The organism is Mesorhizobium sp. ES1-4 (genome assembly GCF_020164745.1).
In the GTDB taxonomy this organism is placed as follows: Bacteria; Pseudomonadota; Alphaproteobacteria; order Rhizobiales; family Rhizobiaceae; genus Mesorhizobium.
In genome coordinates this window covers 457,907-475,111 of sequence record NZ_JAIUGV010000004.1, presented here as the reverse complement: position 1 = coordinate 475,111, position 17,205 = coordinate 457,907, and the positions used below count along the sequence as shown (strand labels likewise).

The following is a 17,205-nucleotide window of genomic DNA, read 5'->3' as shown; positions in this document are numbered from 1 at the left end:
CAGGTGATGCCCGTTCGAGTACGCGTGCGCGGCGTTCCTTTATAGGAACATAAGCCGCACCGGTGACCTATCATGGCCAGGTCCGCTGTCGCTCCACTCGTCAATCGGCGTGTGGAGTGGAACAGAATGGCGCGCGCGGAAACGGCGGAGCGTGGCATCGGCTCGCGGGAAGTGAGACGATCAAAATACTGTGGATCCGGCAAACGGACCACCGCTCATCGAGGGCATGCCGGAAAGACTCCATGCCCACCGCTACGACCTACGCGTCGCTGGCCGAGTACAGGCACGCCGACATTTTCCAGAGAGCCTGGCGAGCCGGCTTTCATGAGGTTCTCGATGGTTGCCGACAACAACGTAACTGCGCCGCGCTGCTATTTCGACTCCACGCCTGGTTCAGGCTGAATATCGATCGTGTCGCCGTCTCCATGCACAGCATCACGATCCCAGTCGTTCGTTTTGTCCGGCGTTTTGACGACAGCCTCCCGCGTCTCCCTGTCTTTGTCCTTGCGGGGATCTCGGCCGCCAAGATCCCTCGACGATTTCGCTGCCATGCCCTGGTCCTCGTGTTCATTGGATGAACCGATAAAACAGCTTCGTGGGGCCAAAGTTCCGCGTTTGCGACGTCCCCGCATCGAACTGCACCGCGGCAGCATGCCGCTTCAGCTTCGGCGCTGCGCGGCGACCTGATCGGGATGGGCCAGAAGCTCCTTCGTCTCCCCTGACGCAGCCGAACAGTGTAGCCGGCGGTTCGGCCATTGCGTTCTGGCGAAATCACGAATATCGTTGTTGTACGATCGTTCAACAAGCGCGTTGTTAACCTCATGACCTGCAACCCCCGCTACGAGATCCTATTCGAGCCGATGCGCATCGGACCGGTCACCGCGCCCAACCGCTTCTACCAAGTGCCGCATGCCAGTGGCATGACGAACGCGCTGCCGCGGGTTCGCGCCGCCTTCCGCGAGACGAAGGCCGAGGGCGGATGGGGGGTGATCTGCACCGGTGCCTGTTCGATCGACCCGAGCTCGGACGACACGCCCCTGCCCTTCGCCACTCTGTGGGACGACAACGATATCCGCGCGCATGCGCTGATGACGGAGGCGGTGCACCGGCATGGCTCGCTTGCCGGCGTGGAGCTATGGCACGGCGGCGCCTCGGTGATGAACAGGACAAGCCGGCTGCCGCCGCTGTCGCCGTCGGGCATTCCGTGGATGGCCACGCATGTCGGCTTCATGGGCAATATGCGGCCGAAGACGATGGACAAGGCCGACATAAAGGAGGTGCTGCGATGCCAAGCCGAAGCGGCGCGCAAGGCGCGCACGGCCGGCTTCGACGTCGTCTATGTCTATGCGGGCATGGGTTATCTCGGTTACGAGTTCCTGCTGCCGGAATACAATCATCGCCTCGACTGTTATGGAGGCCCGATCGAGAACCGCGTGCGCTTCGTGCGCGAGATGATCGAAGTCACCAAGGATGCCGTCGGCAAGGATTGCGGCGTCGCCTTGCGTGTCAGCCTCGAGGAGCTGCGCGGCCGACCGGGACGCAACCAGCCCTCGGAAGCACATGAACTGATCGATCTGCTGGCCGACCTGCCCGATCTTTTCGACGTCAAGATGGATTCCAGCCCGACCGACTGTTCGGCGTCGCGCTTCACCGGCGAAGGCAGCCACGAGCCGGTGATCGATTTCGTCAAATCGCTGACGAAAAAGCCGGTGGTCGGCGTCGGGCGCTTCACCTCGCCGGACACGATGGTCTCGCAGATCAAGCGCGGCGTGCTCGACTTCATCGGCGGCGCCCGGCCCTCGATCGCGGACCCCTTCCTGCCGGCCAAGATCCGCGAGGGCCGCGAGGGCGAAATCCGCGAATGCATCGGCTGCAACATCTGCATTTCCAGCTGGCATGACGGAGTGCCGGTGCGCTGCACGCAGAACCCGACCGCGGGCGAGGAATGGCGGCGCGGCTGGCACCCCGAGCGTGTCGAACGCACCGACCGGCCTGAACGAATGCTGATTGTCGGCGGCGGACCGGCCGGGCTCGAATGCGCGCTGACGCTCGGCCGTCGTGGCCATGAGGTGATGCTCGCCGACAGCAGCCGGAGCTTCGGCGGGCGGCTGACTTTCGAGAAGACGCTGCCGGGCCTCGCGGCCTGGAATCGCGTGGTCGACTATCGCCTCGGGCGGCTAAGCGAGCTGGAAAACGTCTCACTTTATCCCGAGAGCACGCTCGGCGTGGACGAGATCATCGACCTTGCGCCCGACCGCGTGGTGCTGGCGACCGGCGCGCGCTGGACGAACATGCTTTACTCATCGCTGGAGATTCCGGTTGGCCGGCTCGACCACCCCAAGGTCTTCACGCCGGACGACATCGCCGCCGGCCAACTACCGGAAGGGCCGACGCTCGTCTTCGATTTCGATAATTATTACATGGGCGGCGTGCTGACCGAGCATCTGGCCGCGCAAGGCATTCCGGTCAGCTACGTCACCCCGGCCGGCCAGGCGTCGGCCTGGACGATCATGACCAACGAACTGCCGCTGGTGCATCGCGCGCTGGCACGGCGCAAAGTGCCGGTGACGACGCTGCACCTGCTGAAGGCTTTCGATGGCGAGACGGCAACGCTGGCTCATCTGTTCACCGGCGAGGAGAGCAGCATTGCCTGCCGCGCGGTTCTCATTGTCGGGCTGCGCTTGCCGCGCAACGAGCTTTTCGAGGCGCTGGCGGAACGCGCCGACGATCTTGCCGCAGCCGGCATCCACAGTCTCGATCGCGTCGGCGACGCGCTCGCTCCGGGCGCCATTGCCCATGCGGTGCACAGCGGTCACAAGCTCGCCCAGGAAATTGGCGCCAGGGCCCGCTTGTCGCCCTACCGTCGCGACACGCCGATCGTCGATGCGGTGGCGGACTTCGAGTTGCGGACGGCAGCTGAATAGAGCAATTCCAGGAAAAGCGTGAGGCGGTTTTTCTCTGCGGAACTGCGTCAAACAAGGAGTTCTAGAGAGCCATGGAGCGCATCACGGCACGTCGCAGACCCGGCCGACCGCAGCGCGAAATCGGCGGTATCGAGCAGCGTCCATGGAAACAGCTGACGCGGCCCTACGCGCCGATCGAGATCCTGTCGGCCGACCATGTCCGGACAATCCACGAGATGGGTTTGACCATACTCGAGGAGATCGGCATGAAGGTGCTGCAGCCGCGGGCGCGGCAACTCTATCGCGAGGCCGGGTGTGACATCGACGAAGGCTCGATGCGCGTGCGCTTCGATCGCGCCATGGTGATGGAGCGCGTCGCCATGGCGCCGTCGTCGTTCGAGCTGCGCGCCCGCAACCCTGAAAAGAACGTCAAGGTCGGCGGACGGCACTGCATCCTGTCGTCGGTAGGCGGACCGGCCTACGTCATGGACAATGATCGCGGACGCCGACCCGGTACCTACGCCGAGATGTGCGACTATCTGAAACTCGTCCAGTCGTTCAACGTGCTGCACCAGGAAGGGGGCGGGCCGTTCGAGCCGCTCGACCTCCACCAGAACACACGTCACCTCGACCTCTACTATGCCGAGATTACTTTGCTCGACAAGAACTGGCAGCCGCAGACGCTCGGCAACGGACGCGCCATCGACGCGCTGGAAATGGTCGCCATTTCGCTCGGCACGACGCGCGAGAACCTCGCGCGGGAAATGCCTGTGTTTACCGGGATCATCAACACCAACTCGCCGCTGCAACTCGACGAGCCCATGGCCGAAGGCCTGATCGCGATGGCCGAACATGGCCAGGTCAACGTCATCACGCCGTTCACGCTGGCCGGCGCGATGAGCCCCGTGACGCTCGCCGGCGCGCTGTCGCAGCAGCATGCCGAGGCGCTGGCCGGCATCGTGCTGACGCAGATCGTGCGCCCCGGCGTGCCGGTCATGTATGGCGGCTTCACCTCCAATGTCGACATGAAAACCGGTGCGCCGGCCTTCGGCACGCCCGAATATACCCAGGCCGCGCAGATCACCGGTCAGCTCTGCCGGCTTATCGGCGTGCCGTTCCGCTCCAGCAATGTCACCGCCGCCAATTCAGTCGACGCGCAAGCCGCCTATGAAAGCGCGATGTCGCTATGGGGCTGCCTGATGGGAGGCGCCAATCTGGTGCTGCACGCGGCCGGCTGGCTTGGCGGCGGGCTGACCGCATCGTTCGAGAAAATGGTCATTGATGCCGAGATGCTGCAGATGATGTCGGCTTACTTCGACCCGCCCGTGGTCGACATCGACACCCTGGCGCTGGAAGCGGTACGCGAGGTCGGCCCGGCCGGACATTTCTTTGGCGCAGCGCACACCATGCAGCGCTATGAGCGCGCCTTCTATTCGCCGCTGGTGTCGAATTGGGACAATTACGACACCTGGATGGAGCGCGGTCAGGTCACGGCACGAGAACGCGCCAACGTCGTTTGGAAGCGCATGGTCGCCGAGTACGAGCAGCCGCCGATCGATCCAGGCATCGACGAAGCGTTGCGTGACTACATGGATCGCCGCAAGCGCGAAGGCGGCTCGCCGCTGAACTGAAGCTGTGCCGCCAAGCTTGAGCCTGAAGGATTATGTGGCCCGCAACGGCCCAACCTGCGCTTCCAGCATTTCAAAGCCCGCCGCCTCGGCAGCCTGTGGCGTTACCACACTTTCGTCGAGGCACCATTCGAGCCACAGACCATCGATCAGGGCGATGAAATTGCGCGCCAGTGCCCCGGCGTCGACTCGCTTCCCGCGAGGCATCGCGACAGCGGCGATGTCCTCGGCCAGTTCCGCCCGATAAGCGTCATAGAGTTCGCGATGCGCAGCCTTAAGACGGGGGTTGATGGCGATCTCGCCCCACAGCGACAGCCAGATGAGCAGGTTCTCGCGGCTGAAATATTCGGGCGAGAAGTTGGAGCGCACCAGCGCGGCAAGCGATGCCTCCGGTGGCCAATCGGACGCCTCGGCGCGACGGCGCTTGGCTTCGGCGATCTGGTTGTTGACGCTGGCGTAGAGCGAGGATTTGTAGACCTCGACCAGCAACCCATCGAGGCCTTCGAAGTGATGGTTGATGAGGCCGCGCGAGACGCCCGCCTCCTTGCAGATCCGATCGATGGTGAAGGCGCCGATGCCGCCGACTGACAGGCAGCGCGTCGCCGCCTCGATCAGCATGGAGCGGCGCACTTCAGCCTGTTCGCGGCTGAAGCGCGGCGGAGCCTTCTTGGCGCCGCGCTTACCTTTTGCACCTTCTGGTTGGGCTTCCGTCATGGACCCCAGCTAGTCGATTGCGCCGTTCCTGTCCATGGAAGCGTTTAGGCTTTCTTCTTGAACAGGACCGGATTGGGGTGACCGTCGGGGTAGATCACCGGGTCCAAACTGGCCTTGTGGATGGCGACCAGCGGCTGGTGGCAGATGAAGACGAAGCCGCCGGACTGCTCCATCAGATCCTCCATCCGGTTGGACAATGCGATGCGCTTGGCCTCGTCGCTTTCCGCCACCAGTTGCTGATAGCTGGTCTCGAACTCGGGACTGTCGAAGCCGGACCAATTGTAGGCGCCGATCTGGTCGGGACGGAACCAGACCAGGTTTTCGGAAGGATCGATGCCGCCGGCGAAGTCCATCAGCGCCAGATCGATGTTCTTGTAGCCCTCGCCCTGCGTCTTGTCGCCGACGCCCCAGAAGGCCGCCTCGTCATAAGGCTGGATCTCGACCTTGATGCCGGCCTGCTCAAGGCTCGCCTGGATGATCTGCGCGGTCGCGGTGCGGATGGAATCGTTCATGACCGTCAGGGTCAGCGACAGGTCGCTGACGCCGGCCTCTTTGAGCAGCGCGGCGGATTTTTCGTAGTCGGGCGCCGCGATCAGATTGCTGGCGCGTGCGAACTTGGTGCCGGGCTGGACGACACCAGTGGAACGCTTGGTCAAATCATCATAGACGCCGGTAAGGATCTGCCCGACGTCGACGCCATACTGCACTGCCTGGCGGACCTTCAAATCCTTGAGCCGCGGGCTCAGCATGTTGACGGTCAGCCAGACATAACGGGTCGACTGCGCCTCGATCAGGGTCGTGTCGGCCGGTGGGTTCGCCTTGACCGCCTTGGTCGCCGAAATCGCGATCTTGGTGTAGTCGAAGGCATCGGCTTCGTAAGCGAGCTGGGCCGCCTGGTCGTCCGACACGACATAGATTTCGACCTTGCCGAAATCCGGCTTCGGTCCCGGCCAGTCCGGATTGGCGGTCAACGTCACCTTCTGCTTCTGCTGCCAGTCGGAGAAAAGATAGGGGCCGCATGTCGCTGGCGGCTGCGTGGTGAACTTGCCGCCCGCCTTCTCAGTGCCGGCGCGGCTGATGATGTGGCCGCCATAGTAAGGCAAGCTGGTGACGAAGATCGGCTGATACGGTTCCTTCAGGTGGATGATGCCATTGCGGGCATCGACGACCTCGACACGGTCGAGTTTTTCGAACTGATAGGCCCAGGGCGATGCCCGCGCCTTGTCCGCGATACGCTCGAACGAGAATTTCACGTCGTCTGAGGTGACCGCGCCGAAGCCGTTAGACCATTTCAGCCCGTCGATCAGAGTGAAGGCGATGGTCTTCGGATCCTTCTGCTCAAGCTTCTCGGCGCCCCACAGCGACCAGGGCGAGCCCTTCCTGATGTCGCCGAAATGGTTCAGCGAGACGTAGATGCCGCGCATCATGACATCCTCGATGCCGCCATTCATGAAGGCAGGATCGAGACACTGCAGATCACCTTCCATGCGGATGCGCAGCGTGTCGCCGACAGCCGACCAGGCAAAGCCTGGCTTCATTGCCAGGCCGGCACCGAGCGCTCCGGCCGCTTTCAGGAATGCACGTCTGTCCATTTTCCATTGCGTCATGTCAGTTTCCCCTTTGGTTTACGGAAGCGTGTGAGAAGGCTTCCCGTTCTTGCCCGCCTTTCTGCAGCGGGAAATGGCAGCGCACCATCCGGTCGGTGCCCATCGGGCGATAGGCCGGTGCTTCGGTTTTGCAGCGTTCGCGTACGATCGGGCAGCGCGTATGGAACTCGCAGCCCGCAGGCCGCCGAAACACGCTCGGGATCTCGCCGGTGACGGCAGGCCTCAGGCTGCGCCGGCGCGGGTCAGGAATGGGCTCGGACCGGATCAGCGTCGCGGTGTAGGGATGCATCGGCGCCGAAAACACGTCCTGCGTCGGTCCGGTCTCGACCAGCCGGCCGAGATACATGATGGCCAGCCGGTCGCTGACATGGCGGATCATTGCCAGATTGTGGGTGACGATCATGGCGGCGAAACCGAGTTCGCGCTTCAACTCGCCAATCAGGTTCAGCACGTCGCCCTGCACCGAAACATCGAGGCCGGCGGTCGGCTCGTCGGCGAGAAGCAGATGCGGCTTCATCGCCAGGGCGCGCGCAACGCCGACACGGCGCGCCTGGCCACCCGACAACTCGTGCGGATAGCGGTCGACGAGGGATGAGGGCAAACCGACCAGCGCCAGCAGCGCTTTTGCCGCCGCACGGCGATCCGGCATCGGCACACCCTGGATGACCTGAGGTTCGGTGAGCAGCGCGCCGATGCGCAGGCGCGGGCTGAGCGACGCCACCGGGTCCTGGAACATCATCGCCGAACGCCGGCGCATGGCACGGAAATCGGCCGGCGTCGCGACATCCCTGCCCTCGAAGGCGATGCGGCCGGCCGCCGCCCTGACGAGGCCGAGAATGGTGCGTGCGAGCGTCGTCTTGCCTGAGCCGGACTCGCCGACCAGCCCAAGCGTCTCGTTCGGCATCAGCGACAGCGTCACCCCGTCGATGACGTTGAAGCCCGGCAGCGGGACCGGGTTGAGCAAGCGGCTGAGAACGCCGTTGCGGGCAAAAGTCACCGACAGATCCTCGACGGCAAGCAGCGGGCTCATCGTGTCACCGCATGACAGCGTGCCACGTGCGAAGCGGAGAGCGTCACCAGCGGCGGCGCGATGGTGCTGCACGGTGCGAAGGCGCGGTTGCAACGTGGTGCATAGACACATCCCGGGGGAGGCTGGGTGAGGCTCGGCAGCGAGCCTGGGATGGTCGGCAACCTGTCCAGCCTCTCGTGGAAGCGGGCGGGATCGCAGGCGAGCAGCGCTTGGGTGTAGGGGTGCCTGGCATCGTGGAAGATGGCGTCGACCTCGCCGCCCTCGACCACCTCCCCGGCATACATGACATAGACCCGGTCGCAGAGTTCGGCGATGACGCCGAGATGGTGCGATACGACGATGATGATGCCGTTGTATTCGCGCCTGAGCTCGCGCAGCAGATGGATGATCTGCGCCTCCATGGTGACATCGAGCGCCGTCGTCGGCTCGTCGGCGATGAGCAAGCCAGGATCGGTCAGCAGCGCGGCGGCAATGGCGACGCGCTGGCGCATGCCGCCGGACAGTTCGTGCGGATAACTCCGCATGCGCCGTTCGGCGTCGGCAATGCCGACGCGGTCGAGCATGGCGGCGATGCGCGCCCGCTTCTGCGCCCGGCCAAGATCGTTGCGGTGATGCTGGAAGTCGACAAGCTGGTCGCCGATGGTCAGCACCGGGTTGAACGCCGTCATCGGGTCCTGGCTGACCAGTGCGATCTCGTCGCCGCGCAACAGGCGCTGGCGGTGCGCGTCGAGTTTCGCGAGGTCGACGCCGTCATAGCGGATCGATCCGTCGATGTGGGCATTGGCCGGCAGCAGATTGGCGAGTGCGGTGACGAGCGTGGACTTGCCGCAGCCGCTCTCGCCGACAATGCCGATGACCTCGCCGGGATGCGCCTCGATGTCGACGTGGCGCAACGCGTAAACGCTGCCATGCGGCGTCTGGTAGCGGACGCTGAGATCGCTGGCGACGAGCGAACCGCTCATGCCGGCCTCCGCAATTGCAGGCGCGGATCGAGATAGTCGCGCAGGCCTTCGCCGAGGAAGGTGAAGCCGAGTGTGGCGAGCACCAGCGGCAGCCCACCGAAGACGACCATGAAGGGTGCCGAGCGGATGCTGGTGTAGCCGTCATAGAGGATGCTACCCCAGGACGGCGTCGGCGGCCGGACACCCAAGCCCAGGAAACTCAAACCGGCCTCGACCATGATCACGACCGGGATGTCCATCGACAGAAGGATGATCAGCGGACCGACGACATTGGGCAGAAGGTGGATGAAGATGATGCGCGCGGCACTGGCGTCGAGTAGGCGTTCGGCGAGAATATAGTCGCTGTTCTTCAGCGCCAGCGTCTGCGCCCGGATCAGCCTGGCGTAGCTCGGGAACGACGTCGCGGCGATAACGATGATCAGCGTGCCGGTACCGGCGCCCAGCACGGTGATGATGGCGAGCGCGAACATGATCATGGGCAGGGAGTTGAGGCTGTCGAAGGTCAGCACCAGGATGGCGTCGAGCCAGCGCGGGCCATAGCCGGCGATCAGGCCGAGTACCAAGCCGATGGCACCGGCGACGGCCACCGAAACCATGGCGATGGTGAGCGCGGTGCGCGCGCCGAAGATGACGCGCGACAGGAGATCGCGGCCGAGATGATCGGTGCCGAACCAGTGTTCCATCGATGGCGGCTGCAGCTTGTGCAGCACGTCGATCTTGACCGGCGAATAGGGCGCCAGCCATGGCGCGAAGATGGCGGTGATGAGGAAGCCGGCGACCAGGATCAGCGCCACGCAGGTAAACGGATCGGCAAGCAGCGCACGCAACAGGACAAATCGTTGTCGATCGGGAGTGGACAATGAAGCCTCAGCCACGGAAGACATCACGCACCCTCGGATCGAGCCGCGCGATCAGCAGATCGGCGGCAATGGTGATGGAGACGTAGATGGCGGTCATGATCAGCACCGTGCCCATGACGACCGGATAGTTGCGGGTGTTGACGGCGTCGGTGATGAGTTTGCCGATGCCGGGGCGGGCGAACACCGCCTCGACGAAGACGGCGCTGGACAGGATGCTGCCAAGGCCGACCGCGACCAGTGAAATCGTCGGGATGATGGCGATGCGCAGCGCGTATTTGGAGACGATCTTCCACTCGGGCAGGCCGAAGGACCGGGCGGTGCGGATATGCGGCTCGCCCATCACCTCCATCATAGAAGCGCGCACCATGCGGGCGATGTAACCAATCCAGCCGAGTGCGATCGCCGCGGCCGGCATGACCAGTGCCTTGGCCTGGCTGATGAAGTCGCCGGCCTCGCCGGCGCCGATAGCCGGCAGCCAGCGAAGCGTGACGGCAAAGAGCAGCAGCGAATAGATGGCGACGACGAAGGACGGCACGGCGATGACGCCGACCGACAGCACGCCGATGACGGCATCGGCTGCCGTGCCGCGCCGCATAACCGACAGGCAGCCCAAGGGCACACCTATGAGAAGAGCGACCGCCAGTGCGGTCAGCCCGAGGATCAGCGTGTTCGGCAGCGCCTGCAGGACCAAAGTGGAGACGGGCCGGTTCGACCAGACGTCGTAGCCCAGATTGCCGGTCAGCGCGTTGCGGAAAAATTCGACGATCTGCCACCAGACCGGCTGGTCGAGCCCCATGCGTTCGATCAGCAGCCGCTTCAATTCCGGCGTGGCTCTCGGACCAAGCGCCACGGTTGCCGGATCGCCGGGGACAAGAAACACGGCCGCGTACATGGCAACCATGACGAGAACGAGGATAAGGAGGCCAAGACCGATGCGTTTCACTGCATATGCTAGCATTACCTCCTCCCCTCCCCTCAGGCGAAATCGCGCCTGATGCGCCGCGTCGCCGAGGCGCTCTGGATGAGCTTGCCCCGTTCTCGCGCCTCGAGATGCCAACTCAAGGTGAAATGGGTTTCGTCCGCCGTCAGTTCGGTCACCGCTATCGCTTCGGTGTCGGCATCCCCGCTGGCGATCCCCCAGCGGTATTCTGTGACGAGTTTTGCCGACAGCGGATCGTCGGCACGGATGCTCATCGTATCGCTGTTGGCCGAGGAGACGGTGATAGCGCGATCGTCATAGCGCCTGCTCCCATGGTTCGAGGTCAGCGCGATGGTCTGCATACCCGAGCCGACATCGTCGGTGACGATGCGGCGGTCGAAGCCCTCGTCCAGCGTCGTGGTGGGAACCGGCGGTGCCGTTTCGGCGGGCTTGAAGCGAACGTCATGGTCTCGCGGTGACGGCGGGCGCACCGGAAGCATCACCGTGCTGTTGCCGGTCGCCACCGACAGCGTCGACAGCTTCGGCTGCGGCCACAGGATCGGCCAGTGCTGGTTGGCCAAAGCCAGACGGACACGATGGCCTTTTGGTACGGTGCGGGCGAAATCGTTGAGCTTCAGCCGCACGCGAAAGGGCGTTCCGACCGGACACGGCGTCGGATGCTCGTGGCTGTCGCGATGGCTGAGATTGAGCACGCCATAGGTCATCAGCGCGGAGGTGCCGTCGGGATAGACATCGCAGAGCCGGACAGCGAGATTGACATGCGGCTGGTCGACGCTGACAAGCAGATCGAGTTCGGGCGCACCGACGAAGGTGACATCGTCGTCGAGCGGCTGCGTGTCGAAGCAAAGCGCCAGGCCGTCCTCGCGGCGCTGGTCTATGGGCATGTCCGGACAAGAACCGCCATAGCCGCCCCAGCGGCCGCAATCGCGGCCGGCGGTGGCCGGCGAGCATACTGAACGCGTATCGCCAGATACTGCATTGCAGCCTAATCCGCTGGCGTTCAGGTGCATTACGCGACGCTCGATGCGCGGCGACGGCCACTGATCCTCGGCGGCCCAACTGCCGGCATGATCGGGCAGATAAAAGGGTCGCGGCCGCTCTTCGCTCGTGATCCAGACGCGGTAGAGAGGCTCGTTCATGATGCCGGTGTCTTCGCCGGCGAGCCAATGGCGCCACCAGCGCAGCGCCTCTTGCAGGTAGCCGATCAGCGGCCCCGGTGCGCCACGGCAGGGATAGGCATGCGACCACGGTCCGACAATGCCAAGCTTTGGTCCCGGCAGATGTTGAAGCAGGCGCGGCACGAAGTTCGAATAGCTGTCCTCCCAGCCGCAGACCGCCATGACGGCGCATTCGATCGCGGAATGGTCCTCGCATACCGAGCCTTGCCGCCAATAGTCATCACGGCGCTGATGCGCGAGCCACACTTCAGAAAGCGAGGTCGTCGCCGCAAGTCGGCTCATCCACATCGGCCGCCAGGCGTCGCCGACGATCTGCGGATCGGGCGCCATCGCCTTCTTCACCAGCATGAAGTTGGACCACATCTCCTGCTCGGTCAGCAGAGCGCCGCCCATATAATGGATGTCGTCGGCGTAGCGGTCGTCGGTAGCGCAGTTGGCAATGATGGCCTTCAAGGCCGGCGGCCGCCGCGCCGCGACCTGCAGGGCGTTGAAACCGCCCCAGGAAATGCCGGTCATGCCGACATTGCCGTTGCACCATGGGAGTGCTGCCAGATGGGCAATTATCTCGCAGGCGTCTTCCTGCTCGCGCGGCAGGTATTCGTCAGCGAGATCGCCGTCGGAATCGCCGGAGCCCCTGATGTCGATGCGGGCGCAGGCAATGCCGTGACCGGCGAGCCAGGGGTGGATATCCAAGTCGCGGGCCACCGTGCCGTCGCGGCGGCGATATGGCACCATCTCGACGACGACGGGAACCCTGTCATCGGTTCGCGGGCGCCACAAAGTTGCGGCTATGCGTGTTCCGTCGGCCAGTTCGATCCAAAGCGGATCGATGGTTTCGACGACAAAGGGAAACTCGGTTCGTACCACGGCAGGTACTCGTCAGATGTCTTGTTGAACGTTCGTACAACAAGAGCGTCCGCGATGCAATCCGGCTTGAATGCAAGTTTGGCGACAGATGCCAGGGCCGCTACCGGTCCCTCCCAGCCTTGGGACGCCTGGGGCAGGCATTGTAATGGTGCGGACGCTCGATAGCGTCCGACGTTCACCAAGAAGCGCTCGGGATTGACTGACGGCGCCTCGCCTAAGGCTCCGGAAATTGTTCCGTCGCTCGTTGCGAGGAATCCGGGAAGCCATCGTCCAGCTGCTGTCCGCCGCGGCAGTCATCATGCCTGCATCGGATCGCGTCTGGAGAGGCAAGCCCCGCCGCTGTTAGCGGCGGGGCTTGCGGTTCAAGGGCGATTTATCGCTCGGGCGCTGTCACGATCGGTTTCGTCAGGCATATATTCGCCTGCATTTGGATCGAAGCCAGTCCAGCCTCCGGCCTCGTAAGCCCTGCGGCGTTCCGCCAAGTCCACTGATCTGGAGTTGCCCAGAATTTCCTCGGCGCTGGCAATGAGTTCATCGTCTACCTTGGCCGTGACCAACGTGCCGCCACGACGAACTCCCTCAGCGTATACATGTGCATCGCTTTCGGGTACGCCCGACTCCGTCAGCCCCCCGATGATGCCTCCCACCGCACCGCCGGCCACCGCGCCGGCAACCGCCCCAGCGGCGGTTGCGGCAAGCCATCCGGCCGCGACCACCGGGCCGACCCCCGGAATGGCCATGACGCCCAGCCCTGTCAGCAGTCCGCCGGCACCGCCGACCACGGCTCCGATTCCCGCGCCGGTCCCGGCATCTTCTGCAGCCTCGGAACGATCCGCGTCGTACCAGTCATTCGAGTTATTGGCGATGATGCTGATGTTCGAATGCGGGACACCCATGGCTTCCAGTTCGCCGACCGCGTTGGCCGCGTCGTCATAATTGTCGTACAGTCCAGTTAGGGTCTTCATCTGATTTCTCCTGATCCATGCTCACTTGCTGGCGGCAACGACGTGGCCCTGGTAGTCGAGCCCGACGTCGAGATTTTTGCCCGCCTTGCTTGCCGTGCCGCGCCAGATGCCTTGGTTGTCTTTCGTAAGCTTCGAGACGTTGGAATAGCCTGCATCCTCGATACGGCTCTTGGCCTGGGCTTCGGTGAAGCTGTTCGCACCGGGGACGAGAGCGGCGGCATTGGGGGCATTGCCGGTCTTCACCGCCGGCGTCGTCGCTCCGGTGGTGGTGTCACGCCCCGCGGCGATCTTTTCGAGCATTTGCTGGTGCATCTTCAGCGTATCGACTGTTTGACGGGCGAAGGTCTTGAGCGCCGCGTTGTCGCCGGCCTGGGCGTAGTCTTCAAACAGCTTGATCGCATCGGCGTGCTCCTTGCGCTGCATGTCGAGATAGGCTTGATCGATCGGCGCCTGCGCGTTCTTGAGTTTGTCCAACTCATCCTGGTGCTGCGCGTCAAGCGCTGTCGGCACTTTCAGCTTTTGTTCGCCGGCGACCGTTTCCAGCTTGGCATTGGCCTTGCCGTGATCCTCGATCATCTTCTGTGCGAAGTCCTTGGTGCTCTGGTCCTGAGCCTTGTTCAGGGCAACCTGGCTCGAGTCGACTTCGAACTTGCCGCCGATGGCGGCCTTGTCGACAAAGTCCTGAGCGCTGACGGCAGCGAGAGCAGGCATCGCCATAAGAATGGAAGCAGCGGCAAGCGATGCGAAAAGGTGTCGTATTTTCATCGGCTTTGTCCTTGTCAGTGCGCAATTCGCGACGCGCCCTAACAAGCCAGGATGCGCTTTGTTCCGGGAGTCGACATGCCGGCAGGCCCGGATGAGTGAACAGGCCGGGTCATGCGTCATGCTGCTTGGGGAATGTCGCAAGGGTGGCGCGGAAAGCCACGCCGGACGCGACGATAGAAAGCTTGTGCGTCTTGAATGCAGTCGCGGCCTGACCGACGACACGCGCCCAGGACTGCAGCTTCGCAGCTGGACCAAGACTCCGGCATAGCGCCTTCCGAGCTGGCTGATGCGAGGGAATCATTCATGAAGCGCATCGTTCCACAGCCCATAGGCCATACCCAGTCGCCTCCGCTGGCTCGGGCAGAGCCTCGTGAAGCTGGCCCGGCTTTGCTGAAAATCTCGCAAAGACGACGCGGTCGCTCCGCCCCCGTTGACGCGGATATTTTCACCCGGTGCAGAGCGAAGTTCAACCATGTGTGAACGGCCCGATACCGGCCCGGCATCGGCATCGTCTTTCCAGGCCCGGTGACAATCACCGCAGCGGCCACGAACCCGACAACGCCTCTGGCCTCCTCATCGCCCGCCATGATCGCGTGCGGCAGAACCCGCGTCTTCTGCGGTCAGCCCCATCCGTCTGATGAGCCAGGGCATGGTCAACCCCTGGACAAAGATGGAAAAGGCAACGACCGCGAATGCGACAACGATTATTTCACCGCGCTCGGCAACGTTTTCAGGAAGTGCGAGCGCAAGGGCCAGAGCGAGGGCGCCGCGCAGCCCACCCCAGACCAAAACGTGCTGGTAGCTGGTATCCACTTTCAAGCGCGTGGCGGCAAGCAGGGCACAGAGAGGATAGATGGCCAAGGCCCGACCAAACAGCACGAGCAAAACCGCGACCGCCGAGGTGCCTGCGAATATTCCAAAGGGCTGATGAGCTTCATGGCCGCCAATCAAGATGAACACGATCGAATTCGCCAGGAAGGCCGCGTACTCCCAGAACGACAGGACGTGACTTCTGGCATTGGCGGAAATAGCGCCTTTCCAACCGACATTGCCCACAATCAGGCCTGCCGTGAGAGTGGCCAGCACGCCGGACATGCCAAGATCCTCCGCAAGCAGAAACGAACCGTAAGCCGCGATGGTCGTAAGGGTTATCTCGACAAGATGGTCTTCGGTCCGGCCGGCGATCAGAAGGAGCAGAGCCGCCACTGCCGCGCCGCAGGCAATCCCACCCGCCACCGTCCAGAACAGCGACCAGGCAATGCTCAGTGGCGTCGCCTCGGCGCCTGCCAGGATTGCCGCCAGGATGCCGAAGCCGACCGCGGCCGCGCCGTCATTGAGCAGACTTTCAGATTCGACGAGCAGAGCCAGGCGGGGTCGAACCTTCATCTCCTTGAAGGCCGCGACAACCGACACCGGATCGGTCGCAGCTATCAGCACGCCGAATAGCCCGGCACCGATCCAGCTCCATCCGAGCAGCAGATGCATGCCGATCGCAACCACCGCGGCGGCTATGGCGACACCGGGGAACGCGAGCAGAATGGTGACCGGCAGGTTCAGGCGAAAATGACGCCACTCGATCGCAAGCGCCGCCTGGAAGATTAGCGGCGGCAAAAACACCGTGAAAATCAAATCGCGACTGAGGGGGAGGTCGACAACGCCGGGCATGAAGCCAAGGGCGATACCTGCCGCGACAAGCCCGACACTGTAAGGAAGACGCAGCCGTCTGGAGATCATCGCCACCAAAGAAGCGGTGAGCAGGATCATCCCCAGGGTGAGGATTGGAAGGTCGTTCATAGCGGCCTCATGTTTGGTGTGATCAGCACAACTAGGGCACCGGGACCCCAGTGGAACCGTCGCTGTAAGAAGTTCGTGCAATCCGAAGCGGACGCGTGCCGCGGGCAGGCCTGGATCGATTCCCGATGCGTTCAGCCGATCTGCTCATGCCGCCGATCACAAACGCGTCAGAGGGCGGAACAATGCCGGGAGAGCGCGGTTTGGCCGAGACAAGCCATCAGCCGCTGGAAATTGCGCCATGAATCCGAACGTGTTGAGCCGCCGTCGATTTCTCACGGCAGGTGCGACGGTTACAGCATCGGCCACGATAGGCGCGGCTTCGGCACGAGAACTCAAAGGCGGTGATGGTGACAGGTGGCTGCCGCATCAGGCCGATGCGCCAAATCCGCTCGAATCGCCTGACTATAAATTCTTCACGACCGATGAGCTCGCCTTTGTCGAAGCCGCGACCGAAAGGCTGATCCCTCAGGATGCACTCGGCCCGGGGGCTCACGCCTGCGGTGTACCGCTGTTTATCGACCATCAGCTCGCCGGCGCCTATGGGCGCGGCGGTAGCTGGTACATGCAGGGGCCCTGGGACAAAGGCGAGGACACGCAGGGCTACCAATCGCGCATGACGCCTTCCGCGCTCTACCGCGCAGCCATCGCAGCGATTGACCAGCATGTCGTGGCTTCGCAAGGCGGCAAGCGTTTTGCGGAGCTTGCGCCCGAAGCACAGGATGCGCTCCTGTCTGACCTTGAGGAGGGCAAGGTCGATCTCCGCGGCGTCGATGCCAAGACATTCTTTAAAATGCTGTGGCTGAACACCAAGGAGGGCATGTTCAGCGATCCCATCTATGGCGGCAACAAGGAGATGGCTGGCTGGAAGATGCTCGGCTTTCCAGGTGCGCGTTACAATTATCTCGACTGGGTCGACCGCCACGGGGAACGCTACGATCAGCCTCCTGTCGGCATTCGCGGCCGCCCGGCTTGGGACAGCCAGGGATAAACAC

14 protein-coding genes are annotated in these 17,205 nt (G+C 63.5%); 3 read left to right on the top strand and 11 right to left on the bottom strand.

The window, feature by feature from the left end:
- Window positions 1–371: 371 nt before the first annotated feature.
- Complete coding sequence (locus tag LB556_RS10540; protein WP_224566712.1) at window positions 372–551, bottom strand: hypothetical protein; 180 nt, start codon at window positions 549–551, stop codon at window positions 372–374.
- Window positions 552–821: 270 nt separating this feature from the next.
- Between LB556_RS10540 and LB556_RS10535 the strand changes: the two genes are divergently transcribed.
- Window positions 822–2,924, top strand: coding sequence for an FAD-dependent oxidoreductase (locus LB556_RS10535; RefSeq protein WP_224566710.1), 2,103 nt, complete (start codon window positions 822–824; stop codon window positions 2,922–2,924).
- Window positions 2,925–2,995: 71 nt separating this feature from the next.
- Window positions 2,996–4,534: a trimethylamine methyltransferase family protein gene (locus LB556_RS10530; RefSeq protein WP_224566708.1), complete on the top strand. Its 1,539-nt coding sequence runs from the start codon at window positions 2,996–2,998 to the stop codon at window positions 4,532–4,534.
- 30 nt (window positions 4,535–4,564) lie between these two features.
- Here LB556_RS10530 and LB556_RS10525 read toward each other — a convergent pair whose 3' ends face one another.
- The 10 genes from LB556_RS10525 to LB556_RS10480 all read right to left on the bottom strand — a co-directional run bounded on the left by LB556_RS10525 (window position 4,565) and on the right by LB556_RS10480 (window position 16,213).
- Complete coding sequence (locus tag LB556_RS10525; RefSeq protein ID WP_224566706.1) at window positions 4,565–5,245, bottom strand: TetR/AcrR family transcriptional regulator; 681 nt, start codon at window positions 5,243–5,245, stop codon at window positions 4,565–4,567.
- Between the two features lie 44 nt (window positions 5,246–5,289).
- Complete coding sequence (locus LB556_RS10520) at window positions 5,290–6,852, bottom strand: ABC transporter substrate-binding protein (protein ID WP_224566704.1); 1,563 nt, start codon at window positions 6,850–6,852, stop codon at window positions 5,290–5,292.
- A gap of 1 nt (window position 6,853) precedes the next feature.
- Window positions 6,854–7,882, bottom strand: a complete 1,029-nt coding sequence (locus tag LB556_RS10515) for an ABC transporter ATP-binding protein (protein WP_224566703.1) — start codon at window positions 7,880–7,882, stop codon at window positions 6,854–6,856.
- On the bottom strand, window positions 7,879–8,844 hold the full coding sequence (locus tag LB556_RS10510) for an ABC transporter ATP-binding protein (protein ID WP_224566701.1): 966 nt from the start codon (window positions 8,842–8,844) through the stop codon (window positions 7,879–7,881). The genes LB556_RS10515 and LB556_RS10510 overlap by 4 nt, the downstream gene beginning before the upstream one ends.
- Window positions 8,841–9,671 carry an ABC transporter permease gene (locus LB556_RS10505; protein ID WP_224566699.1) on the bottom strand — a complete coding sequence of 277 codons (831 nt, stop codon included), beginning with the start codon at window positions 9,669–9,671 and terminating at the stop codon, window positions 8,841–8,843. Before LB556_RS10505 ends, LB556_RS10510 begins: the two co-directional genes overlap by 4 nt.
- Before the next feature lie 40 nt (window positions 9,672–9,711).
- Window positions 9,712–10,662 carry an ABC transporter permease gene (locus LB556_RS10500; RefSeq protein WP_224566697.1) on the bottom strand — a complete coding sequence of 317 codons (951 nt, stop codon included), beginning with the start codon at window positions 10,660–10,662 and terminating at the stop codon, window positions 9,712–9,714.
- A 17-nt stretch (window positions 10,663–10,679) separates the two neighbouring features.
- The gene (locus tag LB556_RS10495; RefSeq protein WP_224566696.1) at window positions 10,680–12,689 is read right to left on the bottom strand and encodes a CocE/NonD family hydrolase; all 2,010 of its coding nucleotides are present in this window, start codon (window positions 12,687–12,689) and stop codon (window positions 10,680–10,682) included.
- Between the two features lie 362 nt (window positions 12,690–13,051).
- Entirely contained in the window at window positions 13,052–13,654 is a 603-nt protein-coding gene (locus LB556_RS10490) for a general stress protein (RefSeq protein WP_224566695.1), read from the bottom strand.
- Between the two features lie 21 nt (window positions 13,655–13,675).
- The gene (locus tag LB556_RS10485) at window positions 13,676–14,419 is read right to left on the bottom strand and encodes a DUF4142 domain-containing protein (RefSeq protein WP_224566694.1); all 744 of its coding nucleotides are present in this window, start codon (window positions 14,417–14,419) and stop codon (window positions 13,676–13,678) included.
- 573 nt (window positions 14,420–14,992) lie between these two features.
- On the bottom strand, window positions 14,993–16,213 hold the full coding sequence (locus LB556_RS10480; RefSeq protein ID WP_224566693.1) for a cation:proton antiporter: 1,221 nt from the start codon (window positions 16,211–16,213) through the stop codon (window positions 14,993–14,995).
- A gap of 238 nt (window positions 16,214–16,451) precedes the next feature.
- Between LB556_RS10480 and LB556_RS10475 the strand changes: the two genes are divergently transcribed.
- The gene (locus LB556_RS10475) at window positions 16,452–17,201 is read left to right on the top strand and encodes a gluconate 2-dehydrogenase subunit 3 family protein (RefSeq protein WP_224566692.1); all 750 of its coding nucleotides are present in this window, start codon (window positions 16,452–16,454) and stop codon (window positions 17,199–17,201) included.
- Window positions 17,202–17,205 lie beyond the last annotated feature (4 nt).

Excerpts from the sequence above, each read along its gene's own strand:
- LB556_RS10540 (WP_224566712.1), bottom strand. The coding sequence starts at position 551 with ATGGCAGCGAAATCGTCGAGGGATCTTGGCGGCCGAGATCCCCGCAAG.
- LB556_RS10535 (WP_224566710.1), top strand. The coding sequence starts at position 822 with ATGACCTGCAACCCCCGCTACGAGATCCTATTCGAGCCGATGCGCATC.
- LB556_RS10530 (WP_224566708.1), top strand. The coding sequence starts at position 2,996 with ATGGAGCGCATCACGGCACGTCGCAGACCCGGCCGACCGCAGCGCGAA.
- LB556_RS10525 (WP_224566706.1), bottom strand. The coding sequence starts at position 5,245 with ATGACGGAAGCCCAACCAGAAGGTGCAAAAGGTAAGCGCGGCGCCAAG.
- LB556_RS10520 (WP_224566704.1), bottom strand. The coding sequence starts at position 6,852 with ATGACGCAATGGAAAATGGACAGACGTGCATTCCTGAAAGCGGCCGGA.
- LB556_RS10515 (WP_224566703.1), bottom strand. The coding sequence starts at position 7,882 with ATGAGCCCGCTGCTTGCCGTCGAGGATCTGTCGGTGACTTTTGCCCGC.
- LB556_RS10510 (WP_224566701.1), bottom strand. The coding sequence starts at position 8,844 with ATGAGCGGTTCGCTCGTCGCCAGCGATCTCAGCGTCCGCTACCAGACG.
- LB556_RS10500 (WP_224566697.1), bottom strand. The coding sequence starts at position 10,662 with ATGCTAGCATATGCAGTGAAACGCATCGGTCTTGGCCTCCTTATCCTC.
- LB556_RS10490 (WP_224566695.1), bottom strand. The coding sequence starts at position 13,654 with ATGAAGACCCTAACTGGACTGTACGACAATTATGACGACGCGGCCAAC.
- LB556_RS10485 (WP_224566694.1), bottom strand. The coding sequence starts at position 14,419 with ATGAAAATACGACACCTTTTCGCATCGCTTGCCGCTGCTTCCATTCTT.
- LB556_RS10480 (WP_224566693.1), bottom strand. The coding sequence starts at position 16,213 with ATGAACGACCTTCCAATCCTCACCCTGGGGATGATCCTGCTCACCGCT.
- LB556_RS10475 (WP_224566692.1), top strand. The coding sequence starts at position 16,452 with ATGAATCCGAACGTGTTGAGCCGCCGTCGATTTCTCACGGCAGGTGCG.